Annotated in this window: 18 protein-coding genes, 1 pseudogene and 1 riboswitch; of the genes and pseudogenes, 6 read left to right on the top strand and 13 right to left on the bottom strand. The window is 70.8% G+C overall.

Annotation, left to right across the window (positions count from 1 at the left end):
- Window positions 1–19: 19 nt before the first annotated feature.
- The 3 genes from AB0F04_RS18200 to AB0F04_RS18210 all read right to left on the bottom strand — a co-directional run bounded on the left by AB0F04_RS18200 (window position 20) and on the right by AB0F04_RS18210 (window position 3,912).
- Window positions 20–808: a M23 family metallopeptidase gene (locus tag AB0F04_RS18200; protein WP_362042644.1), complete on the bottom strand. Its 789-nt coding sequence runs from the start codon at window positions 806–808 to the stop codon at window positions 20–22.
- Between the two features lie 12 nt (window positions 809–820).
- Window positions 821–985: riboswitch (cyclic di-AMP (ydaO/yuaA leader) on the bottom strand.
- A gap of 192 nt (window positions 986–1,177) precedes the next feature.
- On the bottom strand, window positions 1,178–2,566 hold the full coding sequence (locus tag AB0F04_RS18205; RefSeq protein ID WP_362042646.1) for a pitrilysin family protein: 1,389 nt from the start codon (window positions 2,564–2,566) through the stop codon (window positions 1,178–1,180).
- Window positions 2,563–3,912, bottom strand: a complete 1,350-nt coding sequence (locus AB0F04_RS18210) for a pitrilysin family protein (protein ID WP_362042830.1) — start codon at window positions 3,910–3,912, stop codon at window positions 2,563–2,565. The genes AB0F04_RS18205 and AB0F04_RS18210 overlap by 4 nt, the downstream gene beginning before the upstream one ends.
- A gap of 343 nt (window positions 3,913–4,255) precedes the next feature.
- Between AB0F04_RS18210 and AB0F04_RS18215 the strand changes: the two genes are divergently transcribed.
- The gene (locus tag AB0F04_RS18215; RefSeq protein WP_362042648.1) at window positions 4,256–6,712 is read left to right on the top strand and encodes a DNA topoisomerase IV subunit A; all 2,457 of its coding nucleotides are present in this window, start codon (window positions 4,256–4,258) and stop codon (window positions 6,710–6,712) included.
- 43 nt (window positions 6,713–6,755) lie between these two features.
- Here the strand turns inward: AB0F04_RS18215 and AB0F04_RS18220 are convergent, their stop codons facing one another.
- Complete coding sequence (locus AB0F04_RS18220; protein WP_362042650.1) at window positions 6,756–7,826, bottom strand: GTP-binding protein; 1,071 nt, start codon at window positions 7,824–7,826, stop codon at window positions 6,756–6,758.
- Window positions 7,827–7,992: 166 nt separating this feature from the next.
- A complete protein-coding gene (locus AB0F04_RS18225) occupies window positions 7,993–9,153 on the bottom strand; it encodes a citrate synthase (RefSeq protein ID WP_362042652.1) in 1,161 nt (386 codons plus the stop codon).
- A 110-nt stretch (window positions 9,154–9,263) separates the two neighbouring features.
- On the opposite strand from AB0F04_RS18225, the gene AB0F04_RS18230 reads away from it, so the two are divergent.
- From AB0F04_RS18230 to AB0F04_RS18245, 4 genes are all read left to right on the top strand, one after another.
- Entirely contained in the window at window positions 9,264–10,529 is a 1,266-nt protein-coding gene (locus tag AB0F04_RS18230; RefSeq protein WP_362042654.1) for a citrate synthase, read from the top strand.
- 53 nt (window positions 10,530–10,582) lie between these two features.
- Entirely contained in the window at window positions 10,583–11,527 is a 945-nt protein-coding gene (locus AB0F04_RS18235; protein ID WP_362042656.1) for a sucrase ferredoxin, read from the top strand.
- Between the two features lie 164 nt (window positions 11,528–11,691).
- Window positions 11,692–13,365, top strand: a complete 1,674-nt coding sequence (locus tag AB0F04_RS18240) for a sensor histidine kinase (protein ID WP_362042658.1) — start codon at window positions 11,692–11,694, stop codon at window positions 13,363–13,365.
- A complete protein-coding gene (locus AB0F04_RS18245; protein WP_362042660.1) occupies window positions 13,365–14,045 on the top strand; it encodes a response regulator in 681 nt (226 codons plus the stop codon). Before AB0F04_RS18240 ends, AB0F04_RS18245 begins: the two co-directional genes overlap by 1 nt.
- Window positions 14,046–14,158: 113 nt before the next feature.
- Here the strand turns inward: AB0F04_RS18245 and AB0F04_RS18250 are convergent, their stop codons facing one another.
- The 4 genes and pseudogenes from AB0F04_RS18250 to AB0F04_RS18265 all read right to left on the bottom strand — a co-directional run bounded on the left by AB0F04_RS18250 (window position 14,159) and on the right by AB0F04_RS18265 (window position 19,109).
- Window positions 14,159–15,751 carry a cation acetate symporter gene (locus AB0F04_RS18250; RefSeq protein ID WP_362042662.1) on the bottom strand — a complete coding sequence of 531 codons (1,593 nt, stop codon included), beginning with the start codon at window positions 15,749–15,751 and terminating at the stop codon, window positions 14,159–14,161.
- Window positions 15,748–16,308, bottom strand: a complete 561-nt coding sequence (locus AB0F04_RS18255; RefSeq protein WP_362042664.1) for a DUF485 domain-containing protein — start codon at window positions 16,306–16,308, stop codon at window positions 15,748–15,750. The genes AB0F04_RS18250 and AB0F04_RS18255 overlap by 4 nt, the downstream gene beginning before the upstream one ends.
- Before the next feature lie 68 nt (window positions 16,309–16,376).
- A pseudogene (locus tag AB0F04_RS18260) lies at window positions 16,377–16,828 on the bottom strand (response regulator transcription factor); the annotation flags it as partial.
- Between the two features lie 157 nt (window positions 16,829–16,985).
- A complete protein-coding gene (locus AB0F04_RS18265; protein WP_362042666.1) occupies window positions 16,986–19,109 on the bottom strand; it encodes a DNA topoisomerase IV subunit B in 2,124 nt (707 codons plus the stop codon).
- Between the two features lie 441 nt (window positions 19,110–19,550).
- Here AB0F04_RS18265 and AB0F04_RS18270 point away from each other — a divergent pair, with 441 nt between their 5' ends.
- A complete protein-coding gene (locus AB0F04_RS18270; RefSeq protein ID WP_053671005.1) occupies window positions 19,551–19,781 on the top strand; it encodes a hypothetical protein in 231 nt (76 codons plus the stop codon).
- 120 nt (window positions 19,782–19,901) lie between these two features.
- Here the strand turns inward: AB0F04_RS18270 and AB0F04_RS18275 are convergent, their stop codons facing one another.
- The 4 genes from AB0F04_RS18275 to AB0F04_RS18290 all read right to left on the bottom strand — a co-directional run bounded on the left by AB0F04_RS18275 (window position 19,902) and on the right by AB0F04_RS18290 (window position 25,979).
- The gene (locus AB0F04_RS18275; protein WP_362042667.1) at window positions 19,902–20,747 is read right to left on the bottom strand and encodes a serine protease; all 846 of its coding nucleotides are present in this window, start codon (window positions 20,745–20,747) and stop codon (window positions 19,902–19,904) included.
- A 136-nt stretch (window positions 20,748–20,883) separates the two neighbouring features.
- Complete coding sequence (locus AB0F04_RS18280; protein ID WP_362042669.1) at window positions 20,884–22,425, bottom strand: RNA polymerase sigma factor; 1,542 nt, start codon at window positions 22,423–22,425, stop codon at window positions 20,884–20,886.
- A 426-nt stretch (window positions 22,426–22,851) separates the two neighbouring features.
- A complete protein-coding gene (locus AB0F04_RS18285) occupies window positions 22,852–23,739 on the bottom strand; it encodes an FCD domain-containing protein (RefSeq protein WP_362042671.1) in 888 nt (295 codons plus the stop codon).
- Window positions 23,740–23,900: 161 nt separating this feature from the next.
- On the bottom strand, window positions 23,901–25,979 hold the full coding sequence (locus tag AB0F04_RS18290) for an ATP-binding cassette domain-containing protein (protein WP_362042673.1): 2,079 nt from the start codon (window positions 25,977–25,979) through the stop codon (window positions 23,901–23,903).
- Between the last annotated feature and the right edge of the window lie 136 nt (window positions 25,980–26,115).

Below are 26,115 nucleotides of genomic sequence, written 5' to 3' on the forward strand. Positions count from 1 at the left end.
AAGGGCGGAGGGGTTCCGGTCAGAGGCTGACGCCGTGCGAGCGGAGGTAGGCGACCGGGTCGATGTCCGAGCCGTACTCGGGGCTCGTGCGCGCCTCGAAGTGCAGGTGCGGGCCGGTGACGTTGCCGGTCGCGCCGGACAGGCCGATCTGCTGGCCGGGGGTGACCTTCTGACCCACCGAGACGCCGATGGAGGACAGGTGGCCGTACTGGGTGTACGTGCCGTCGTTCATCTTGATCACGATGTTGTTGCCGTAGGAGCCGCCCCAGCCGGCCTCGACGACCTCGCCCATGCCGACCGCGTGGACGGAGGTGCCGGTGGCGGCGTGGAAGTCCACGCCGGTGTGGCTGCCGGAGGACCACAGGCCGCTGCTGGCCTTGTAGCCGGTGGAGACGTACGAGCCGGAGATCGGGGCCACGTAGGCGTTGAGGCGCTTGCGCTCGGCCTCGCGGGCGGCGCGCTCCTTGGCCTCGCGGGCCTTCTCGGCCTCTTCCTTGGCCTTCTCGGCCTTCTCGGCGGCCCGCTTGCGGGCGGCCTCCTCGGCCTTCCGCTTGGCGGCGGCCTCCTCGGCGGCCTGCTGCTGCGCGACGGCCTGGGCGTCGATCTGCTGGGCCACGGTGTCGCCCATGGTGACGACCGGGGTGAGGCCGGTCTGCTCGGCGCTGGGCTCGGCGGCGAAGGCCGCGGGGGCCGCCACGGTGCCGATCACGCCGGTGGTGGCGAGGGCCGCGACACCCGCCGCGCGGGCGGTGCGGCGCTGGATCCTGCTGGGACGACGGTGCTTCCCGGTGGCGCGAGTGAACGCCATGTGGTGGCTGGTCCTTTCCTTCCCTCTCGCCTACCGGGTTAGCTGACGGGTTCGGAGCAGGAAGGTCTCCTACGGACTCCCTCGCGGCATGCGCGGGCGTCCGATTCACCCCAGGGACTGCGGTGGGTCCCCGGCTCCCCTGGCTCGCGCCGTACGGGGACTCGGCGATGACTGTCCGGTGCCGCGGGCGCGGCGCACTGCCTGACGAACAGCCCGGACGACGCTAAGCGGCGCCACTTTCAATTCCCAAACGGATCCCGACTTTTGTAGCGCATCCCACAGGGCAGACAGGCAACTCCCATCCCAATTCGGGCATAAAGGGGCCCTGGTGCCTTCGAAGACATCCAGGGCCCCTCAGCACGCGTGCCGCTACTCGGCGGCGACGACGCTGACTTCGCCGATGCCGAGGGCCTCGACAGGCGCCTTGATCTGCGCCGCGTCACCTACGAGGACGGTCACCAGCCGGTCCACCGGGAAGGCGCTGACGGCCGCCGCGGTGGCCTCCACGGTGCCGGTCGCGGCGAGCTGCCGGTACAGCGCGGCCTGGTAGTCGTCGGGCAGATGCTGCTCCACCTGGTCGGCCAGCGTGCTCGCGACCGCCGCCGCCGTCTCGTACTTCAGCGGCGCGACACCGACCAGGTTCTGCACGGCGACGTCCCGCTCCGCATCGGTGAGCCCCTCGGCGGCGAGGGTGCGCAGCACCGTCCAGAGGTCCTCCAGCGCGGGGCCGGTGTTGGGCGTGTCCACGGAGCCGCTGATGGCGAGCATCGCCGCACCCGTGCCGTCGGGGGCGGACCTGAGGACCTGGCCGAACGCCCGTACGCCGTAGGTGTATCCCTTCTCTTCGCGCAGGACGCGGTCCAGGCGGGAGGTGAGGGTGCCGCCGAGGCAGTACGTGCCGAGCACCTGCGCGGGCCACACGCGGTCGTGCCGGTCCGGGCCGATCCGGCCGATCAGCAGCTGCGTCTGGACCGCGCCCGGGCGGTCCACGATGACGACCCGGCCGGTGTCGTCGGCGGTCACCGGCGGCACGGGACGAGGCTCGGCCGGGGAGCCCGTCCAGGCGCCCAGCGTGTCCCCGAGCAGGGCGTCGAGGTCGATGCCGGTGAGGTCCCCGACGACCACGGCGGTGGCCGTGGCGGGGCGGACGTGCTTCTCGTAGAAGGCGCGTACGGCCGCGGAGTCGATGGCGGCGACGGTCTCCTCGGTGCCCTGCCGGGGCCGCGACATGCGCGAGTCCGCCGGGAACAGCTGCCGGGACAGCTCCTTGGCGGCCCGGCGCGAGGGGTTGGCCAGCTCGTGCGGGATCTCGTCGAGACGGTTGGCGACCAGCCGCTCGACCTCGCTGTCGGCGAACGCGGGCGCCCTCAGGGCGTCGGCGACCAGGCCCAGCCCCTTGGCGAGCCGGGAGGCCGGAACCTCCAGGCTGAGCCGGACGCCGGGGTGGTCGGCGTGCGCGTCGAGGGTGGCGCCGGCGCGCTCCAGCTCGGCGGCGAAGTCCTCGGCGGAGTGCTTGTCGGTGCCCTCGGAGAAGGCCCGCGCCATGATCGTGGCCACACCGTCCAGGCCGGCCGGCTCGGCGTCCAGCGGGGCGTCGAGCAGCACCTCCACGGCGACGACCTGCTGGCCGGGGCGGTGGCAGCGCAGCACCGTGAGGCCGTTGTCGAGCGAGCCGCGCTCGGGGGCCGGGAAAGCCCACGGCTTGGCGTCACCCGCCTGCGGCCGGGGGTGGAAGTCCATCGTGGCGAGCTCGGTCACCGGGCCGCCTCCTCGTTCTCGTCCTGGTCGGCGGGGGCTTCGGGGGCGGTCGGCTCGTAGACGAGCACCGCGCGGTTGTCGGGCCGCAGGCGGGCCTTGGCGACCTCCTGGACCTCCTCCGGCGTGATCTCCAGCACGCGCTGCACGGCGGTCAGGGCGAGCTGCGGGTCGCCGAAGAGCACGGCGTACCGGCACAGTTCGTCGGCGCGGCCCGCGACCGTGCCGAGCCGGTCCAGCCACTCACGCTCCAACTGGGCCTGGGCGCGCTCCATCTCCTCGGCCGTGGGGCCCTCCTCGGCGAACCGGGCGAGCTCCTCGTCGATGGCGCTCTCGATGACCGGGACCTCCACGTCACCGGACGTCTTCACGTCCAGCCACCCCAGGGAGGGCGCCCCGGCGAGCCGCAGCAGGCCGAAGCCGGCCGCCACGGCCGTACGGTCGCGGCGCACGAGCCGGTTGTACAGCCGGGACGACTCGCCGCCGCCGAGGACGGTGAGGGCCAGGTCGGCCGCGTCGCACGCGCGCGTGCCGTCGTGCGGCAGCCGGTAGGCGGCCATCAGGGCACGGGCCGGGACCTCCTCCTCGACGACCTCGCGCAGCTGCTCGCCGATGGTCTCCGGCAGCGAGCCGTCGCGCGGGGCGGGCTTGCCGTCGTGACCGGGGATGGAGCCGAAGTACTTCTCGACCCAGGCCAGGGTCTGCTCCGGGTCGATGTCGCCGACCACGGAGAGCACGGCGTTGTTCGGCGCGTAGTAGGTGCGGAAGAACGCCCGCGCGTCCTCCAGGGTCGCCGCGTCCAGGTCGGCCATCGAGCCGATCGGGGTGTGGTGGTAGGGGTGGCCCTCCGGGTAGGCGAGGGCGGTCAGCTTCTCGAAGGCGGTGCCGTAGGGGACGTTGTCGTAGCGCTGGCGGCGCTCGTTCTTGACGACGTCCCGCTGGTTCTCCATCGACTCGTCGTCGAGCGCGGCCAGCAGCGAGCCCATGCGGTCGGCCTCCAGCCAGAGGGCGAGCTCCAGCTCGTGGGCGGGCATGGTCTCGAAGTAGTTGGTCCGCTCGAAGCTGGTCGTGCCGTTCAGCGAGCCGCCCGCGCCCTGGACGAGCTCGAAATGACCATTGCCCTTGACCTGGGCGGAGCCCTGGAACATCAGGTGCTCGAAAAGGTGAGCCAGGCCGGTACGCCCCTTGACTTCGTGACGTGAGCCGACGTCGTACCAGAGGCACACCGCCGCGACCGGGGTCAGGTGGTCCTCGGAGAGCACCACGCGCAGACCGTTGGCCAGGCGGTGCTCGGTCGCTGTCAGGCCCCCGGAGCCTGCCTGGGCTGTGGCCGTGTGACCCATGGGCATGTACGTCCCTTCGCTCGCGGAGCGGTTGTTGTTGTCACCGCGGATTTCTGCCGGTCCTGCCACTGTATGCAAGCGTGCGGAGCCCTGGTGAAGTTCCCGGCGGCGACCCGGGCCCGAGAGCGCGGGTTGCGGCCCGGACCGGGTCCTGGGTCCCGGTTGTCAGTGCGGCGGTCCACAATGGTCGGCGTCAGATCCGGATCGCAGCAGCACGAGCGAGCCGCAGGGGCGGTCGGTGACGAGAGGGCGAGCGCGCGCAGGCCCGCAGGGCTGAGTACGGTCGGTGTCTCGTCAGCGCACGAACGCCTTGTAGGCGAGCGACCAGTAACAGGAGGAGCCGGCAGCGATGGCCCGCCGCAGCACGAAGACCCCGCCGCCCGACGACGCGTACGAGGAGCGGATCCTCGACATCGACGTCGTCGACGAGATGCAGGGCTCCTTCCTCGAGTACGCGTACTCGGTCATCTACTCCCGCGCCCTGCCGGACGCACGCGACGGCCTCAAGCCGGTGCACCGCCGCATCGTCTACCAGATGAGCGAGATGGGCCTGCGCCCCGAGCGCGGGTACGTCAAGTGCGCCCGGGTCGTCGGCGAGGTGATGGGCAAGCTGCACCCGCACGGCGACGCGTCGATCTACGACGCCCTCGTGCGCATGGCCCAGCCCTTCTCGATGCGGGTCCCCCTGGTCGACGGCCACGGCAACTTCGGTTCCCTGGGCAACGACGACCCGCCCGCCGCCATGCGGTACACCGAGTGCCGGATGGCCGAGGCCACGAGCCTGATGACGGAGTCCATCGACGAGGACACCGTCGACTTCAACCCCAACTACGACGGCCAGGAGCGGGAGCCGGTGGCCCTGCCCGCCGCCTTCCCGAACCTCCTGGTCAACGGCGCTTCGGGCATCGCCGTCGGCATGGCCACGAACATGGCGCCGCACAACCTGCGCGAGGTCATCGCCGCCGCCCGCCACCTGATCCGGCACCCCAACGCGGATCTCGACGCCCTGATGAAGCACGTCCCGGGCCCCGACCTGCCCACGGGTGGCCGCATCGTCGGCCTGTCCGGCATCCGGGACGCCTACGAGTCCGGCCGCGGCAGCTTCAAGATCCGGGCGACGGTGTCGGTGGAGCCGGTGACGGCCCGCCGCAAGGGCCTCGTCGTCACGGAGCTGCCCTTCACGGTCGGACCCGAGAAGGTCATTGCCAAGATCAAGGATCTGGTCGGCTCGAAGAAGCTCCAGGGCATCGCCGACGTCAAGGACCTCACCGACCGTGCGCACGGCCTGCGCCTGGTCATCGAGATCAAGAACGGCTTCGTGCCGGAGGCCGTCCTGGAGCAGCTCTACAAGCTGACGCCGATGGAGGAGTCCTTCGGCATCAACAACGTGGCCCTGGTCGACGGCCAGCCGCTCACACTGGGCCTGAAGGAGCTCCTGGAGGTCTACCTCGACCACCGCTTCAACGTCGTACGGCGGCGCTCGGAGTTCCGCCGCGGCAAGAAGCGCGACCGGCTGCACCTGGTGGAGGGCCTGCTGACGGCCCTGCTGGACATCGACGAGGTCATCCGCCTGATCCGCTCCAGCGAGAACTCCGCGCAGGCCAAGCAGCGCCTGATGGAGCAGTTCTCGCTGAGCGATGTGCAGACGCAGTACATCCTGGACACGCCGCTGCGCCGTCTGACCAGGTACGACCGCATCGAGCTGGAGACGGAGAAGGACCGGCTCAACGCGGAGATCGAGGAGCTGACGCGGATCCTCGACTCGGACGCGGAACTGCGCAAGCTGGTCTCCTCCGAACTGGCCACGGTCGCCAAGAAGTTCGGCACCGACCGGCGTACGGTGCTGCTGGAGTCGGGCGGTGCCCCGGTGGCGGCCGTGCCGCTGCAGGTGGCCGACGACCCGTGCCGGGTGCTGCTGTCCTCCACGGGGCTGCTGGCCCGCACGGCGAACGGCGAGCCGTTCGCGGAGGACGCCGGCGCCAAGCGCGTCAAGCACGACGTGATCGTCTCGGCGGTGCCGGCCACCGCCCGTGGCGAGGTGGGTGCGGTCACCTCGGCGGGCAGGCTGCTCCGGCTGAACGTGATCGACCTGCCGCAGCTGCCGGAGTCGCTCCCCTCACCGAACCTCGCGGGCGGTGCCCCGCTGGCGGAGTTCGTCTCCCTGGAGGACGACGAGACGGTGGTCTGCCTGACCACGCTCGACGAATCGTCGCCGGGCCTGGCGCTCGGCACGGCACAGGGCGTCGTCAAGCGCGTGGTGCCGGACTATCCGGCCAACAAGGAAGAGCTCGAGGTGATCAGCCTCAAGGAGGGTGACCGGATCGTCGGCGCGATCGAGCTGCGCACCGGGGAGGAGGACCTGGTCTTCATCACCGACGACGCGCAGCTGCTGCGCTTCCAGGCCTCCCAGGTCCGCCCGCAGGGCCGGCCGGCCGGCGGTGTGGCGGGCGTCAAACTCGCCGAGGGCGCGAAGGTCATCTCGTTCACGGCGGTGGACCCGGCCGTGGACGCCGTCGTCTTCACCGTCGCGGGCTCGCGGGGCACGCTGGACGACTCCGTCCAGACGACGGCCAAGCTGACCCCGTTCGACCAGTACCCGCGCAAGGGCCGGGCCACCGGCGGCGTCCGCTGCCAGCGGTTCCTGAAGGGCGAGGACTGCCTGTCCCTGGCCTGGGCGGGCCCCGCCCCGGCCCTGGCGGCGCAGAAGAACGGCACTCCGGCCGAGCTGCCGGAGGTCGACCCGCGCCGGGACGGTTCCGGGGTGTCCCTGGCGAAGACGGTCGCCGTGGTGGCCGGGCCGGTCTAGGCGGTAGTGGCCGGGCCGGTCCGGGCGGTGGAAGCCGGGCCGGTCAGGCCGGGTCGGCGTCGCCGTCCTCCTCGGGGTCGCGCACATACCGCAGGACGCCCCACATGCCGTGCTCGTCGGCGTGCGGGGCGTCGCTCTTGCTCGCCTCCAGTTCCTTGCCGAGCGCGGTGGTATCGATGTCGGAGCCGATGAGGACGAGCTGGGTGAGGCGTTCGGCGTCAGCCGGCCAGGGCTCCGGGTAGAAGCGCAGGAAGCGCCCGACGGCGTGGACGGCGTAGCGGTTGCGGACGTCGTGCGGCCCGAAGTCGACGTAGCCCTTGATCCGGTACAGCCCCTCGGGCCGGCTGTCGAGGAACGTCATCAGCCTGCGTGGGTCGAGGGGCACGGGCGAGGCGAACGACAGGCTGTCGTAGGCGGTGTGCAGGTGACCGGTGTGGTCCTCGTCCCCGGCGGAGTCGTGTGCGTGCAGGTCGTCGAAGGACAGCTGCCCGATGCGCTCCTCGCTGGGCCGGCAGTCGAAGAGGAACTCGGGGTCGATCCGGCCGTAGGTGGCCGGGACGACGGCGGCGCGGTCGACGAGGGACCGGACCAGCCCGAGGACGCGTTCGCCGTCCGTGGCCCGGTCGAGTTTGTTGACCACGACGAGGTCGGCCAGCGCGAGGTGCCGGTCGATCTCGGGATACGTGACCCGTGTGTCGTCGAACTCGGCGGCGTCGACGACCTCGACGAGCCCGCCGTAGACGACCCCAGGGTGCTCGCTGGCCAGCAGCATCCGCACGAGCTCCTGCGGCTCGGCGAGGCCGCTGGCCTCGATGACGATGACGTCGATGCCGACGGAGGGCTCCGCGAGCCGCTCCAGGTACTGGTCCAGTTCACTCGCGTCGACGGCGCAGCACAGACAGCCGTTGCCGAGGGACACCGTCGAGTCGCCGAGCGCTCCCGCGACCGCCATCGCGTCGATCTCGATCGCCCCGAAGTCGTTGACGAGGGCGCCGATACGGCTGCCGCCGCTGCGGTGCAGAAGGTGATTGAGCAGGGTGGTCTTCCCCGAGCCGAGGAATCCCGCCAGGACGACGACCGGGATCTGCTGCGTCAGCGGGCTCGGCTGGCTCACCGTGCGACCTTTCTCGCGCCGACGCGTGCACCGGCTCGCGTTCCCGGCACACGTGGGGGATGGGATGCCGCCCCAGGATACGAGCTGGGAGATCCACGCCGGGGCGAACGGGTCGGCAGCGCGCCTCACGACGCTTCGGTCGCGCCCCCTCAGCCGACCCGAACTCTCAGGCGGGCAGGGGCGCCGGCGCCTGCGGCCCCACGTACCGGGCCACCGGCCTGATGATCTTCGTGTCCTCCGCCTGCTCAAGGATGTTGGCGCTCCAGCCCACCGCCCGCGCGGCGGCGAAGGTCGGGGTGAACATCTCGCGGGGCAGGCCGCAGAGTTCCATGACCACGCCCGCGTAGTACTCGACGTTGGTGTGGAGTTCCCGGCCGGGCTTCAGCTCCGCCAGGATCGCCTCGATGTGACGCTCGACCTCGACGGCGAAGTCCACCCGCGGCCCGCCGAACCCCTGGGCGACCTCGCGCAGCATCCGGGACCGTGGGTCCTCGGTGCGGTAGATCGCGTGCCCGAAGCCCATGATGCGCTCACCGGCGAGGACCCGCTGACGCACCCAGGGCTCGATCCGGTCCGGGGTGCCGATCGCGTCCAGGGTGTCCAGCGCGCGGCTGGGCGCACCTCCGTGCAACGGGCCCGACAGCGCGGCCACCGCCCCCGCCAGGCACGCCGCCACGTCCGCGCCCGTCGACGCGATGACCCGGGCCGTGAAGGTGGATGCGTTGAATCCGTGATCAATGGTTGAGATCAGGTACTGCTCGATCGCTCGTGCGTGCGACTCGGCCGGCGCGGAACCGGTCAGCATGTAGAGGTAGTTCGCCGCGTAGGACAGGTCCTCGCGCGGCTCCACCGGTTCCAGCCCGTTGCCCAGCCGGTGCAGCGCCGTGAGCAGCGTGGGCACGGCCGCGGCCGCCGCGATGGTGTCCTGTCGGCGCCGTTCGGCGTCGATGTCGTACACGGGGCGGAACCCCTTGGCCGCTCCCAGCAGCGACAGGGCCGTACGCATCCCGGCGAGCGGCCCGGAGCGGCCGCCGGCCGCCGCGAGGGCGGGCAGTGCCGCTCGCACCTCGTCGGGCAGCCGCCGCAACGCCGCGGTCTGGGCCGCGAAGGCCGCGCTCCGTCCGGCGTCCGGAAGTTCTCCGTGCACGAGCAGATGCCAGACGTCCTCGAATCCGCGGGTGCGTGCGAGGTCGACGGCCGAGTACTGCCGGTAGTGGTAGAAGCCCTCCCGACCGCGGACGTCACCGACGCGGGTGTCGGTGACCACGACTCCGGCGAGCCCCCGGGGGGCTTCGAGAAGAGTTGCTGCTGACCTGTTGACGGACATGGCTGCCTCCCTGAACTTGATTCGACTGTCTATGATTGATTGAAAGCATGTCAATATTGATTGGATCGATATTGCAGTCAATGGTCCGGCAGACGGATACGGTGACTCCCATGCGCGATCAAGACCCCGCCCCCCTCGGCGTGGAACGGCGGCTGAGCACCAAGGAGGCCGCCGAGCTTCTCGGCGTGAAGCCGGAGACCGTGTACGCGTACGTGAGCCGCGGCCAGCTCAGCAGCCGACGGGTGAGTGGCGGGCGCGGCAGCACCTTCGACGCCCAGGAGGTCGAGGCGCTCGCCCGGCGCAACAGGCGGGAGGGCGCGGGCGGTTCCGGTTCCGGTTCCGGCGGCGAGTTGTCGGTACGCACCCGGATCACGCTCATCGGGAACAACCGCTACTTTTTCCGTGGTGTCGACGCGGTCGACCTGGCCACACGCCACTCCTACGAGGAGGTCGCCGAGTGGCTGTGGACGGGCCGGATGATCCCGGGCCGCACCTTCACCGCGCCCGCCGCCTCCGTCGCCGTCGCACGCCGGGCCGTCGAAGCCCTGCCCGGACACGCCGCTCCCGCGGACCGCTTGCGGGTGGCGACGATCGCCGCCGCGACCGCTGACCCGCTGCGGTTCGACCTGTCCGAGGAGGCCGTGCTCGGCACCGCGCGCACCCTCATCCCCACGCTCGTCGACGCGCTGCCCCCTGCCGGGCACCACCGCCGCGACGAGGGGCCCCTGGCCCACCGCCTGTGGAGCAGGCTGTCAGTGCGCGAGGACCCCGACGAGGCATCCCTGCGCGCCCTGGACGCCGCCCTCGCCCTCCTCGTCGACCACGACCTGGCCGCCTCCACCCTCGCCGTACGTGTCGCCGCGTCGGCCCGTGCCCACGCCTATGCGGCGGTCTCCGCCGGTCTGGGCGTGATCGAGGGCCCCCTGCACGGCGCGGCCGGCGGGCTGGCCCACCGGCTGCTGCAGGACGTGCTCGAACAGGGAGCTGCGGCGCCCGTGATCGCGGCCGAGCTGCGCGCCGGACGCCGGGTCCCGGGGCTCGGCCACCGGCTGTATCCCGGTGAGGATCCACGCGCACGTGCCCTGTTCGCCCTCCTGGAACGGATCCCGCGTGCGGAGCCGGCTCTCCTCGCCGCCCGCGACATCGTGGAGACCACCGCCCGCCACGCCCCTCTGCATGCCAACGTGGATCTGGCCCTCGCGGTGCTCACCGCGTCCAGCGGCATGCATCCGACCGCGGGCGAGACGATCTTCGCCGTGGCCCGGACGGCGGGCTGGATCGCCCACGCCCTGGAGGAGTACGGCGAACGCCCGCTGCGGATGCGGCCGAGCGGTGTCTACGCAGGCCCGAAGCCTCCTCAGCCCCTACCGGAGTAAAGCGGGAGGGGGCCGAAGGCCGCCCCGACCGAAGTCAGGTTAGGCTCACCTCTGTGAGTACGTGCTCTAGCGTCTCCCGGGACTTCGACGAGCCCGTTTCGGGAACCGCGGCCACCGCGAGGACCTGGCTGTTGCTGGAACAGCCCGGTCCGTGGGGTGCCAAGGCGCTCACTTCGAGCCACCTGGACCCCGCGCTGGGACGTGCCCTGGAGACGGCCGCGAGGGACACCGGCGTTCGGATCGCGCTCATCCGCCGCCCCGGACGCCACGCGGACCGCCGCATGCCCGCCACGCGCCGGGTGTACGTGGCGCACGTCGTCCCGGGGAACATCTGGCTGCACAGCGCCTCGACCTCGGACCCCGGGCAGCTGCTCGGCCTCGACTTCGCGGCACTCGGCCGGGGCGACCACCGCACGTTCGACGTCCTGCTCGGCGGCCGGCCCCACGACGGCGACCCGCTGGCCCTCGTCTGCACCAACGGCAAGCGTGACCGCTGCTGCGCGCTCCTCGGCCGTCCTCTCGCGGCCGAACTGGCGACGTCCGGCGTCGAGGGCGTCTGGGAGGTCACCCATCTGGGTGGCCACCGCTTCTCCCCCACCGTGCTCGTGCTGCCGTACGGATACGCGTACGGCCGGGCCGAGGCCCACTCCCTCAAGCAGGTCCTGCACAGCGCGCGCGAGGGGCGGATCGTCATGGAGGGGTGCCGGGGCAGCTCCGCCTGGGAACGGCCCGGTCAGGCTGCCGAGCTCGCCGTGCGCCGCAGGGCCGGGGAAGACACGGCGGAGGTGCTGAGCGTCGTCCGGACGGTCGGTGCGGCACCGCGCTGGGAGGTGACCGTCGCCCACACCGACGGACGCCGCTGGCAGGTCGACGTGGCCCAGGCCGCGGGCCTGCCGCCCCGCCCGGAGAGCTGCGGGGCGTCCGTTCTCGGTTCCCCCGCGCGGATGGACGTGGTGGCGGTGCGCGAGGTGCGGGTCGCGACGGCCCTGGCCGGTTGAGCAACAGGCTCGCCCCGGGCCGCGCCGGCCCGACCGCATGGATGCCGGCACTTCGGGCCTCGGCACCGCTCCGCACCCGGCAAGCGGCTCACCCTCACATTGATCTGGAGATACACGCCACACCCGTCTAGGGCGGGTAGCCGTCCGCACGTACGGTCTTGGGTATGAGCCCCACTCCCCCCGCGCGCCGCCTGCGCCTCGGCCTGCCCCGGCGGGTGTTCTCGCAGGTGCTGCTGATGCAGGTCGTGATCGCCGCGGGAGTCGCGGTGCTCGCGACCGGCTTGTTCCTCGCTCCCCTCAGCAACCAGCTGGACGACCAGGCGATGCGCCGTGCGCTCGCGATCGCGCAGACGACCGCACAACTGCCGGACCTCGCCGAGGACGTGCGGGACACTCCTCCCACGCCCAACGGCCCGGTGCAGCGGGAGGCGGAGCAGATCCGGAAGGCCACCAAGGCCGAGTACATCGTGGTGATGGACTGGCGGGGCGTGCGCTGGTCGCACACGGACCCGAAGCAGATCGGCGGCATCGTCTCCACCGACCCCGGCCAGGCCCTGGCCGGCAAGGAGGTCATGGAGATCGACAGCGGCACCCTGGGCCGCTCCGCCCGGGGCAAGGTGCCGCTGCGCGACAACGACGGCCATGTCGTCGGCGCGGTCTCCGTCGGCATCGCCTACGACAGCGTCCGGGCCCGTCTGATCCACGCGATCCCGGGGCTGCTCGCGTACGCCGGGGGCGCCCTGGCCGTGGGCGCGCTGGCCGCATGGGTCATCTCACGGCGAGTCCAGCGGCAGACCAGGGACCTGGCCTTCTCCGACATCGCGGCGCTCCTGGCGGAACGCGAGGCGATGCTGCACGGCATCCGGGAAGGCGTCGTGGCGCTGGACCGCACCGGCCGCATTCGCCTCGTGAACGACGAGGCGCAGCGCCTGCTGGGCATCGGGGAGACGGTCGTGGGCCGCTCCCCCGACGCGGCGCTGGGCGCGGGCCGTACGGCCGACGTGCTGGCCGGACGCGTCACCGGCACGGATCTGCTCACCGTGCGCGGCCAGCGGGTACTGGTCGCCAACCGCATGCCCACCGACGACGGCGGCGCCGTGGCCACCCTGCGCGACCGCACCGAACTGGAGCAGCTGGGCCGCGAACTGGACTCCACCCGCGGCCTGATCGACGCCCTGCGCGCCCAGGACCACGAGCACGCCAACCGGATGCACACGCTTCTCGGGCTGCTCGAACTGGAGATGTACGACGACGCCGTCGAGTTCGTCGGCGAGGTGGTCGGTGACCACCGGGCCACGGCAGAGCAGGTCACCGAGCGGATCGAGGACCCGCTGCTCGCCGCCCTGCTGGTCGGCAAGGCGACCGTCGCGGCAGAACGGGGCGTCGCCCTGGGGATGTCGGACCGGACCCGGCTACCCGACCGCCTGGTCGACCCGCAGGGTCTCGTCACGGTCGTGGGAAACCTGGTGGACAATGCCCTCGACGCCGTCGCCGGCAAGCCGCACGCGCGCGTGGAGGTCGAGCTGCGCGCCGAGGGGCGTACGGCGATCCTCCGGGTGCGGGACACCGGGCCGGGCGTCCCGCCCGAACACCGGGAGTTGATCTTCACCTCGGGATGGTCTACGAAGAAGCCGCCCGCTCACCGTGAGCGGGGTATCGGACTCTCCCTGGTACGCAGGCTGGCCGAGCGGCAGGGGGGCAGCGCGACCGTCGGCGAGGCACACGGCGGCGGCGCGGAGTTCACCGTCGTCCTGCCCGAGGCACTGGCCGAGCCGGGTTCCGAACCGGCCGTGCCGACCGTGCCGTCAGCTCCGCACACCGCCGAGAAGGAGTCGTGATGATCGAGGTCCTGGTCGTGGACGACGACCTGAGAGTCGCGAAGGTCAATGCCGCCTACGTCGAGAAGGTGCCGGGCTTCCATGTCGCCGGAGTGGCCCACAGCGCGGCGGAAGCACTGCACCGGCTGGAGACACCGCCCCGGCTCGACCTGGTGCTCCTGGACCACTACCTGCCCGACGCCACAGGGCTCGCGGTGGTTCAGGAGATGCGACGGCGTGGCGACCAGACCGACGTGATCATGGTGACGGCGGCCCGGGACGTCTCCACCGTGCAGGCGGCGATGCGGCACGGCGCGCTGCAGTACCTGGTCAAGCCGTTCGCCTTCGCCGGCCTGCGCGCCAAGCTGGAGGCCTACGCGGATCTGCGCCGCACCCTGGACGGCGGCGGGGAGGCGGAACAGGCCGAGGTGGACCGTATTTTCGGGGCCCTGTCAGCGCCTTCGGAACCCGACCTGCCCAAAGGACACTCCCCCACCACCGCTGAGCTGGTCCGCCAGTGCCTCATGCACGCGAACGGGCCCCTGTCCGCCCAGGAGATCGCCGAGCGGACCGGGGTGAGCCGCCAGACCGCCCAGCGCTATCTGAAGCTCCTCGAGCGCACGGGTCGGGCCCGGCTCACCCTCAAGTACGGCGACGCGGGCCGCCCGGAGCACCGTTACGTGTGGGCGACCCGCGGCTAGGTGTGCTGATCGGAGAGGTTGGTGAGGCGGCTGGCCGGTGTCTGGCCGCTTGATGCCGGAAGCATCGATGACGGGTCTCGCCGTCCTGGCCACGGCACCACAGGCCAGCACCCCTACGCCGCTCCCGCACCCGTCAGCGACCGCACCTCGGTCTCCGCGTGCTTGGCCTCGTCCGGGACCTCCGCCGAGGTGGCCGTGCCCAGCCAGCCCGCGAGAAAGCCGAGGGGAATCGAGACCAGGCCCGGGTTCTGCAACGGGAAGTACTGCAGGTCGATGCCCGGGAAGAGCGAGTCGGGGCTGCCGGAGACCACCGGGGACAGCATCACGAGCACCACCGCCGGGATCAGACCGCCGTAGACGGCCCAGACGGCGCCCCGCGTGGTGAAGCCCGGCCAGAAGAGGGAGTAGAGCAGCACCGGCAGGTTCGCCGACGCGGCGACGGCGAAGGCCAGGCCCACGAGGAACGCCACATTGAGATCCCGCGCCAGCAGACCGAGCGCGATCGCCACCGCGCCGACGCCGACGGCCGCGACACGGGCCACGGCCACCTCACTGCGCGGCTTACCGCCCGGCCGCCGCAGGGAGGCGTACAGGTCGTGAGCCACGGAAGCCGAGGACGCGAGCGTGATACCGGCGACCACGGCGAGGATCGTCGCGAAGGCGACCGCGGCGACGACTGCGAAGAGAACCGTCCCGCCCGTCGACCCCGCCCCACCCCCCAGATCGAGCGCCAGCAGCGGAACCGCCGTGTTCCCGGCAGCGTTCGACCCGCGCACCGCTTCCGGTCCCAGGACGGCGGCCGCGCCGAACCCGAGCACGATCGTCATGAGGTAGAAGCCGCCGATGAGCCCGACGGCCCAGACGACCGAGCGGCGGGCAGCGCGCGCCGTCGGCACGGTGTAGAAACGCGACAGGATGTGCGGAAGCCCCGCCGTACCCAGCACCAACGCCAGCCCCAGACTGATCAGGTCGAAGCGGGCGGTCCAGTCCCCGCCGTACTTCAATCCCGGTGCCAGGAACGCCGCTCCGTGCCCGCTGCGCTCGGCCGCCGTGATCAGCAGCCGGTCCACGTCGCCGTGGAAGCGCACCAGCACGAGCACCGTCAGCACGACGGTGCCCCCGAGCAGCAGGACGGCCTTGACGATCTGGATCCAGGTGGTCGCCCGCATCCCTCCCATGGACACGTAGACGATCATGAGCGCGCCCACCCCGATGACGGTCCAGGACCGTGCCGCGTCGCTCGTACCGCCGAGCAGCAGCGCCACCAGACTCCCCGCGCCGACCATCTGCGCCACCAGATACAGAACGGACACCGTGACCGAGGAGGTTCCCGCCGCGATCCTCACCGGCCGCTCCCTCATCCGTGACGCCACGACGTCGGCGAGTGTGAACCGGCCGCAGTTGCGGACCAGTTCGGCGACCAGGAACAGCACGACGAGCCATGCCACCAGGAACCCGACGACGTACAGCAGCCCGTCGTAACCGAACAGCGCGATGAGCCCGGTGACTCCCAGGAAGGAGGCGGCCGACATGTAGTCGCCCGCGATGGCAAAACCATTCTCCATGGGTGAGAAGAGCCGCCCGCCGGCGTAGAACTCCTCCGCCGAGCCGCGCCTGTTGCGGCTGACCCAGGTGGTGATCCCCAGTGTGACCGCGACGAACGCGCTGAAGAGCAGCAACGCCAGCGTCTGGTGTTCCTCCGTCACGACCTACCACCGTTCACACCACGCGTCAGTTCCTGTGTGTCCCATCGCAGTTCGAGCGCGGCCCGGTCCCTGCGCAGCCGCGCGTGCCGTGCGTACGCCCAGGTGAGCAGGAACGTCGACAGGAACTGCCCCAGCCCCGCCACCATCGCCACGTTCACCGCTCCGGCGACGGGCCGTGCCATCAGCTCCGGCACCGTCGTGGCGGCCACGACATAGCCGACGTACCAGGCGAAGAAGGCCACGAACGCCGGTACCACGAACCTCCGGTAGCGCCGTCGCACCTCCTGAAAGGAGGCACTGCGCTGCACTTCCAGATACACGTCGGCCGCCGCGGTCCCCGTCACGCCCTCTCCCCCCGCAGGCGGAACCAGCGCCTGGACCTGCGCCCCGCCCCCGGCCGACTCGCCCCAGCCGGAGGCGAGGGCGTCATACCAGGGATCGTCGTACCTGAGCTGCCCGGCCTCCTCGGGCGGGACCGGATCATGACCGTGGAGGGGCTCGGCCCGACTCTCCTGGCCCGCTCCGCCGCCGCGGGGACGGCCCTTGCTTTGCTGCATGTCCAAGGATGGACAGACCAGGAGGATCCCCGACTCTTCTTCCCTTCCCTCTTCACCCCATCAGGTGACTAACCCGCTGGTGGCCGCACGAGTCCCTTCCCGAAGGCGTAACGCACCGCCTGGGCACGGTCCTTGAGTCCGGTCTTGGTGAAGAGGTTGTCGATGTGGGTCTTCGCGGTCGCCGTGGAGACGTGCAACCGCCGGGCGATCTCCGGTTTGCTGAGCCCCCCGGCGATGAGGAGCAGCACCTCCGCCTCCCGGGCGGTGAGCCCGTCCGGGGGCTCGGGAGGCGCGGCCGGCCCGGTCTCCGGCTCGGTGAGGCGCTCCAGCAGGCGTCTCTGAGGCCCGGCGAGAGGCCCGCGTCGCCCGACAGCCCGCTGTGCACGGCCCGCACGCTCTCGTCCCCACCCGCGTCCTTGGTGAGATAACCGCGCGCCCCCGCGGCCAGCGCCGGGAACAGCGACTCGTCGGGCGTGGAGACACGCCTTCGGCTTTCACGACCGAACGGGAAGCGGAGGTTCCGGACACGACCAAGCACTCGGCACGGCGACCAGGCACACCCCACGACCGACCAGGCACTCGTGACGGTGGCCAGGTGCCTCACTCGCACCGGACGCAGGCACCTACCTGGTCGTCGCACTCACCCGGTCCGTACCGGCTGCTTCCCGACTCGGCGGCTACGCGTCGATGCGTGAGCGGTCCAGCGTGGCCGCCGAGTTGGAGATGAACTCCTTGCGCGGCGCCACGTCGTTGCCCATGAGGAGATCGAAGACCTGCTCGGCGGCCTCGAGGTCGGAGAGGTTGATCCGGCGCAGGGTGCGGTGGCGCGGGTCCATCGTCGTCTCGGCCAGCTGGTCGGCGTCCATCTCGCCGAGGCCCTTGTAGCGCTGGATGGAGTCCTTGTAGCGGATGCCCTTGCTCTGCAAGTCCATCAGCGTGTCGCGCAGTTCGCGGTCCGAGTACGTGTAGACGTACTTGTCCTGACCCTTCTTCGGCTGGACGATCTCGATGCGGTGCAGCGGCGGCACCGCCGCGAAGACCCGGCCGGCCTCGACCATGGGCCGCATGTAGCGGTGGAACAGCGTCAGCAGCAGGGTGCGGATGTGCGAACCGTCGACATCGGCGTCGGTCATCATGATGATCTTGCCGTAGCGCGCCGTGTCGATGTCGAACGTCCGGCCCGAGCCGGCTCCTATGACCTGGATGATCGCGCCGCACTCGACGTTCTTCAGCATGTCCGTCACGGACGACTTCTGGACGTTGAGGATCTTGCCGCGGATCGGAAGCAGCGCCTGGAACTCGGAGTTCCGGGCGAGCTTCGCCGTGCCGAGCGCGGAGTCGCCCTCGACGATGAACAGCTCACTGCGGTCGACGTCGTCGCTGCGGCAGTCCGCCAGCTTGGCCGGCAGCGAAGAGGACTCCAGGGCCGTCTTGCGACGCTGCGCGTCCTTGTGCTGCCGGGCGGCGATGCGCGTACGGGCCGCGGCCACGGCCTTCTCCATCACGACACGGGCCTGCTGCGCGGCATCCCGCTTCGTGGACGTCAGGAAGGCCTTGAGTTCCTTCGTGACCACGTTGTTCACGATGCGGCGAGCCGCCGAGGTCCCGAGGACCTCCTTGGTCTGGCCCTCGAACTGCGGCTCGGCGAGGCGCACGGTGACGACCGCGGTGAGGCCCTCCAGGGCGTCGTCCTTGACGATGTCGTCCTCGGCGACGCGAAGGAGCTTCTTGGTGCGCAGCACTTCGTTCATCGTCTTGGCGACGGCCTGTTCGAAGCCGGCGACGTGGGTACCGCCCTTGGGCGTGGCGATGATGTTGACGAACGACCGGAGGGTCGTGTCGTAGCCCGTCCCCCACCGCAGGGCGATGTCGACGCCCAGTTCGCGGGTGACCTCGGTGGGCGTCATCTGGCCGTGGTCGTCGAGGACGGGGACGGTCTCCTTGAAGGTGCCCTGCCCAGAGAAGCGGAGCACGTCGCAGACCGGCTTGTCGTTGGCCAGGTACTCGCAGAACTCGCTGATGCCGCCGTCGAAGCGGAAGGACTCCTCGCCCTTGCTGCCGCCCTCGCCGAGCCCGTATTCGTCACGCACGACGATGGTCAGGCCGGGCACCAGGAACGCCGTCTGGCGGGCGCGCTGGTGCAGGGTCTCCAGGTTGAGCTTGGCGTCCTTGAGGAAAATCTGGCGGTCGGCCCAGTACCGCACGCGCGTGCCGGTGCGGGTCTTCGGGATCTTCTTGGCCTTGCGCAGGCCGCTCTTGGGCTCGAACTTGGCCTCCGGGCCGTTCCCGGCGAAGGCACCGGGCACCCCGCGCCGGAAGCTGATCGCGTGGGTGTGACCACCGCGGTCCACCTCGACGTCCAGCCGGGCGGACAGCGCGTTCACGACGGAGGCGCCGACGCCGTGCAGACCGCCGGAGGCGGCGTAGGAGCCGCCTCCGAACTTGCCGCCGGCGTGCAGCTTGGTCATGACGACCTCGACACCGGAGAGGCCGGTCTTGGGCTCGACGTCGATCGGGATACCCCGGCCGTTGTCACGGACCTCGACCGATCCGTCGTCCTGGAGGATCACCTCGATGTGGTCGCAGTACCCGCCCAGGGCCTCGTCGACGGAGTTGTCGATGATCTCCCAGACGCAGTGCATCAGACCACGGCTGTCGGTCGACCCGATGTACATGCCCGGGCGCTTGCGTACGGCCTCGAGCCCCTCGAGGACGAGCAGGTGCCGCGCGGTGTAGTTGGATCCGTCCCGGTCTGCTCCTGCCAGCAGAGCTGTGGACGGCACGGACGTCTCGGCGGTCACGCGGTTCGCTCCTCGCTGAATTTCGGATGGGGCCCTTGTGGGTAAGGGCGCGGCGTCAGTCACCGGTGAGAGGGTACCGAGGCCTGGTAGAGCCGTTGTAACGCCACCCTCGTCGAAAACTCACACTAGTCCACACTCGCATGAGTGTTCGATCCCTCGATGGAGTGAAGTACACATCACGTTCCCTTCCAGGCATGAACCATTTAGGCTCCGGGCACGTCCTCATGAACAACCGGCAACCCAGCCGGGAGGACCGACCACCGATACAACGCGAAGCCCCGTAAGACACATAGACACGCAATACGGCACATTCGCCGCCAACCGGCAGCAGACAGCCGCCTCGCAAGATTCTTTCGAGGAAAAGCCACGAGCGGGAACGTTTTGGGGCTGGTTGGATGTTGACCCTGGTACGACAGCTCGTCGAGCTAGAGAAGAGGCGACGTGACTACTGTTCTGACCCCCGCGAGCCCGCTGACGGCCGCTGATCGCTGCGACCGCTGCGGCGCCCAGGCGTACCTGCGCGTCGTCCTGCTGAGCGGCGGAGAACTGCTCTTCTGCGCCCACCACGGTCGCAAGTTCGAGCCGGAACTCAAGAAGATCGCCGCTGAGATACAGGACGAGACGGAGCGGCTCACGTCCGTTCCCGCGAACGCCGCCGAAGAAGAGCGCTGACACCTCGCGTCCGACGACGAGCCAGCCCGGCACAGGCCGGTGGACGGGCGGCTGCCTCTGGTCACCAGAGGCAGCCGCCCGTCCTCGTCCGCCGACCCGGCGCAGGCTCGGTCGGGCGCCTCAGACGCCTGCGGAAGCCGCCTGCGTCCAGCCGAGCGTCCGCATGATGTCGGACACACGCATGTACACCCCGGGGTTGCCCGCCTCACCACAGCCGATCCCCCAGGACACCAGTCCGATCAACCGCCCCTTGGCCACCAGCGGCCCTCCGCTGTCGCCCTGGCAGGCGTCCCGGCCTCCCTTCGTCTCCCCGGCGCACACCATGCTCGTGCCGTCGTAGGCGCCTTCGGCACCGCCCGGGTACGCCTCCTCGCACATCGCATCGGGGAGCACGCGCACCCGTGCCGCCCGCAGACTGTCCGGGTATTCGCCGGCGCCCGTGGTGTCACCCCATCCGTAGACCGTCGCTGTCCCGCCCGGCGTGTACGCAGGGTCACCGTCGGCAGCCATGGTGATGGCCGAACCTGCTTGCAGGGGTTCGGCGAGAGTGAGCACGGCGAAGTCCCCGTCGTTGCCGTCCCCGCCATAGGCCGGGTTCACCCATGCCCGGCGCACGGCAACCTCCTGGCCGTCGCCCGTAAGCAGGTTCGTGCGTCCGGCTATGACTTTGAGGTCCCGTACGCGCTCCGACGGCACGCCCAGCGTGCTCTCGTCCAGGCAGTGGGCGGCCGTGAGGACGGTCGTGCGGCCGACCGCCACACCGCCGCAGAATTGACCCGCTCGCGTACCCCCGAACCGGTCACGACTGGACAGCGCCACCGTCCACGGGCTCTGGGATATCTCGACGGGGAATCCGCCTATGACGATGCTGTCGGCGGCGACAGGGGCACTGGAGCCCATTGACAGGGCGGGTACCGCGGCCGCCAGGGCCAGCGGCAGGAACAGAGCTCGTGCCAGACGACGCATTCGCGCTCCTCACTCCGTGGTGTCCATGAGACACCCAGAGTGATTCACCGCGCTGCACCCTGCACCCGCGGCAAGGCAGCACGGCGAAGGTCCGGTCCCCGTCGGGGAACCGGACCTTCCGCGTGTACGACCTCGCTCAGTCGAGGTAGTCGCGCAGCACCTGGGAACGGGACGGGTGGCGCAGCTTCGACATGGTCTTGGACTCGATCTGGCGGATGCGCTCACGCGTGACGCCGTAGACCTTGCCGATCTCGTCGAGGGTCTTCGGCTGGCCGTCGGTGAGGCCGAAGCGCATCGAGACGACGCCCGCCTCGCGCTCCGACAGGGTGTCCAGGACGGAGTGCAGCTGCTCCTGCAGGAGCGTGAAGCTGACCGCGTCGGCCGGGACGACTGCCTCGGAGTCCTCGATGAGGTCACCGAACTCGCTGTCGCCGTCCTCGCCGAGCGGGGTGTGCAGCGAGATCGGCTCGCGGCCGTACTTCTGGACCTCGATGACCTTCTCGGGGGTCATGTCGAGTTCCTTGGCCAGCTCCTCCGGCGTGGGCTCGCGACCCAGGTCCTGAAGCATCTGGCGCTGCACGCGCGCGAGCTTGTTGATGACCTCGACCATGTGCACCGGGATACGGATGGTGCGGGCCTGGTCGGCCATGGCACGGGTGATCGCCTGACGGATCCACCAGGTGGCGTACGTGGAGAACTTGTAGCCCTTGGTGTAGTCGAACTTCTCGACCGCGCGGATCAGACCGAGGTTGCCCTCCTGGATGAGGTCCAGGAACAGCATGCCGCGGCCGGTGTAGCGCTTGGCCAGGGAGACCACCAGACGGAGGTTGGCCTCCAGGAGGTGGTTCTTGGCGCGGCGGCCGTCCTCGGCGATGATCTCCAGCTCACGCTTGAGCTTCGGGGCCAGCTTGTCGGCGTTCGCCAGCTTGTCCTCGGCGAAAAGACCCGCCTCGATGCGCTTGGCGAGCTCGACCTCCTGCTCGGCGTTGAGCAGGGGAACCTTGCCGATCTGCTTGAGGTAGTCCTTGACCGGGTCGGCAGTGGCACCGGCGGCGGCCACCTGCTGGGCGGGCGCGTCGTCCTCGTCCTCGTCGGAAAGCACGAAGCCCGCGTTCTCGGGAGTGGCCTCGGGCTCCTCGCCGGCCTTGCCGGGGGCTGCCTCCTCGAGCACTTCCTCCTCGAGGATCTCGGCGTCGTCCTTCTTGGCGCTGGTCTTCTTGGCCGCAGTCTTCTTGGCGACGGTCTTCTTCGCGGCCGCCTTCTTGGCGGTCGTCTTCTTGGCAGCCGCCTTCTTGGCGGGTGCCTCCTCCTCGACGGCGGGTTCGGCGGCGGGTGCCGCCGGCGTGGCGGTGGCGGTGGCCTTCCGGGTGGTCACCGCCTTGGCCGCGACCGTCTTGGTGGCGGTGCGCTTGGCGGGACTCTTCGCTGCGACGCTCTTTCGGGTGCGCTTGGGCTCTGCGGCACTGACCATCAGCGTCACACCCTCTTCCTCGAGGATCTGGTTGAGGCTGCGCAGTACGTTCTTCCACTGAGTGGCCGGAATCTGGTCAGCTTCGAAGGCCCGACGCACGTCATCGCCGGCGATCTGCCCCTCAGCCTTTCCCCGCTCAATGAGCGCCATGACAGAGACGGACTCGGCGATCTCCGGCGGGAGCGTACGGGATGTGCTGGCCGACACGAACAACCTCTCGGAACGTTGGAAAACGGCTTCCGGCCCCGTCCAGTGAGGACAGGAGCCGACCGCCGGCTTGGGGATGGGCCGACGGCGCGGGCGGGGGCCGGGAAGATGCACAGCGCCGTGAACGGCGTCCGTATTCCCTCCGCGGCTGTCACCTCTTAGGTCATCGCGTTCTTCCCGCGAGCGTTACGCCGAATCTGCGTGGCCCGAGTCACACCCCGTAAGCGAACAGAAACGGTCGAACCTGGACAGAACGGGTCACAGACCGTGTCGCCCCAGCCACGTCACCGGAGATCGGCCCCTTCGCGCCGTCGGACCCCGCAGGATCACCAGGATCCCACGGGGTCCGACGGGAGGCGGATCACCGATCAGGCACTGCCACAGGAGGGGGGTGGCACACCCGGCCGCGCCGCCCGCGGAACGCGGTCAGTGCTCGCGCGGGGCGGGCACCACCCGTTCCACCTCGGGGTGGACCGTGAGGAGTTGACGCATGGCCGCCTCGGCCGCCGCTCCGTCACCGGCGGCGAGGGCGTCACAGATGCGGCCGTGGTGCGCCAGGGAGGCCTCGTTCGGCCGGTCACAGCCCGTGACCGGGCCACCCGAGACCTGGAGGGCCGCGGACACGATGCCGGACAGGTGTTCCAGCATGCGGTTGCCCGCGACCTGGATGAGCAGCGAGTGGAACTCGGCGTCGGCGCGGGAGAACGTGAGCGCATCGCCCTGAGCCATCGCGTGCCCCATGATCTCGACCATGTCCGCGAGGCGCTGCTGGACGTCCTCCCGGCCGTGCCCGGCGGCGAGGCGGGCTGCGAGCGGCTCGATCGTCCACCGCAGCTCGCTCAGCTCGCGGCGCTGGTCGTCGCGCTGGGGCCCGAAGGCCCGCCACTCGATGATGTCGGGATCGAGGAGGTTCCAGTCGCTGACGGGGCGCACGCGCGTGCCGACGTTCGGACGGGCGCTCACCAGACCCTTGGCCTCCAGGACGCGCAGCGACTCGCGGACGACGGTACGGGAGACCTCGAATCGCTGACCGATCTCCTCGGGCACCAGCGGCCGGTCGGCACCCAGGTCGCCGGAGACGATCATCTGGCCCAGCTGTTGAACGAGTTGGCCGTGCAGCCCGCGTCCGCGGCTGCCCGCGGCGCGGCGGCCCACCCGGCCCAGCTCGGGGTCTCCGCCGTCCCAGGCAGGGATCCCGACGCGGTCGACGGCGGGCGCCTCCGCGTACGGGTAGCGGTCGAGTTCGCCCGGGCTCGCGAGGCCGGAGTCAGCGGAGCGGGCGGCGGTCATCATGGTGTGCGCAACGGTACTCACGCATCATTTGTCGGCGCCGCCTCCAACTCCCTTGAGGTCTTTGGTGAAAAGCACACGAAAGGGTGATCGCTCACCCCGTCGCAATTGACGCCTTATCGGAAAGAAATGGGCGTTCTGCGGGGAGTTGTGCGCATGGCCGAACTAAGGGTTACGGACAGTCGTCACCGGAATCTGCCACGCAGGGTGGTGAGCAGATACGCGCAGAGCAGCACGGCCAACGACAACGTCAGTGCGCCGCCCACGGGTTGGGACATCATCTCGAGCGCGGCCTCCAGGTGGCGCTCTCCTCCGAAGGGCCACCTCGGCAGAAGCGTCTCTCGCAGCCGGACGGGGAGACCGGCCGCGGTTCGCACAGACTGTCCGTTCACGAGCCTGTGCACGACGGGTACGACGAGGAGGGGGACGGCGACCACGGCGGCGAGCCCGGCCGTGGTGGACCGGAAGACACCTGCGGCGAGCACACCGGCCCAGGCGCAGCCGACAACCAGCCCGATCCAACCCGTCATCAGCGGAAACCAGTCGGCGGGAACCTGTGCGAGCTGTCGTCCGTAGACGAGACGGAGCACTTCGGCGTCGCATCCGAGGGTGAGGACGGCCAGCACCAGCGCGGCGGTCGAGGAGACGAGCAGTTTGGCGGCCAGCAGCCCCAGCCGGCGGGGGACGGTGCCTCGGTCCGCGGCCAGGGCGGGGTGGCGGAACTCGTCACCGGAGGCCAGCGCGCCGAGCAGTCCCGCGCCGAGCGCCGCGGGCGGCAGGGGCAGCTCTCGCGGCCAAGCGGCCAGCAGACGCGGCTGCGGGGTGTGCCCGATGCGTGCGAGCACTACGGCGGTCACGACGGACACGGCGAGCACGACGGCCCCGGTCCGGAACCCGGTGCCGGTCCCGGTGGCACGGCGGATCTCGTAACGGAGGGGGCGGAGCGGGCTGGGGGCAGGACGGACGGAGATGGAGGGCGGCAGAGGAGGCAGCACGTCGAGCGTGTGGGCGGTCAGGGTTCCGGCCGGGTGCGGCGCCCGGGGCCGGGACGGCGCGGTCGCTGCCTGCAGGCCCCCGTCCGATGGGCCGGCCGGGGAGAGCTCCAGGAGCGTGCGCGCCTGAGCCTCGGGCAGTTGCGGTTGCCCGAAGGACAAGGTCGGCCCGCTGGTGACCGGCTCCCCTGCGTCGGACGAGGGCCCCGGATCGGGCGCGGATCGCGGCTCGGCGGTGGGGGCGGGGGCGTCCGTCGCGAAGTGCCCCGACGGGCCGGAGGACGATGGCGGCTCTTCGGACCTGGCCGTGAGGGCCGTCCCGTGCGGGTCCGTGACGCACACCGGCTCGGCCAGGATTCGATCACGCGGCCCGGTTGCGGGAGCGAGATCCGCACCGGGGCCCATATCGCCGATCTCGTCGGCGAGTTGGTGGACGACGATGCCGTGGCGAAACGCGATCTCGCCGATCTCCGCACAGGTACCGCCGTACACCGAAAGGCGGTTGCCGCTCTCTCGGACGACTTCGAGGGAGCGCTGCGAGGTGCGGGCCTGTCTGGCCAGGAGAACTGCCAGACGGGCCGCGTGCGGACTGCGCACTGCGACACGGGGACGCAGGCGCGTACGCGCGAATTCCGCTGCCTCCTGGTCGGCCACGAGCCTGCCCTGTTCCAGGGTGACGACGCGGTCGGCGATGCGCGCGGCCTCCTTGGGGTCGGCGGTGGTGAGCAGGACCGTTCCGCCCTGGGCGGCGTGAGCGCGCAACATGCCGTGCAGCCAGGCGCTCTCACCGGTGGACAGGCCGCCGGCCGGGTCGTCGAGGACGAGGGTGTGCGGATCGGCCAGGAGGACACAGGCCAGGCCGAGGCGCCGGTCCATGCCGCGGGAGAGCGTGCCGAGGCGCTCCTCGCGCAGGCTCACGATCCCGACCGCCTCGAGCATTTCGTCGGCACGCCGAACCGGAACCCCGGCGGCTGCGCAGAGCATGCGCAGATGGCCTCGGACCGTGCGGGCGGGATGCCCGGGCACGTCGCCCAGCAACACCCCGACCTCGCGCGACGGGTGGGCGATACGGTGCAGCGGACGGCCACGGAAGTGAGTGATGCCGCGACCCTGTTGGAGTTCGAGCATCAGTCTGACAACCGTCGTCTTGCCGGCGCCCGGTGCGCCGAGCAGCGCGGTGATGCGGCCCGCCCGCGCTTCGAACGAGACGTCGTTCGCTGCGGGTGGAAACTCTTTGCGCGGGTTGCTGGTCAGTCCGATGGCCTGGATCACTTACAGCAAGATAGCGCGCTATGTCCGATTTTCCGGGCACCCCTGGCTTTGCCGAGATCGCCTCGGCAGAGCCGGACGCAATGACCGGACTGCCGACAGCACGAGTTCTTGCCGGGGCGCCGACCGCGCCCGGCCG

This window comes from Streptomyces sp. NPDC029041, from assembly GCF_040637515.1.
Classification (GTDB): Bacteria; Actinomycetota; Actinomycetes; order Streptomycetales; family Streptomycetaceae; genus Streptomyces.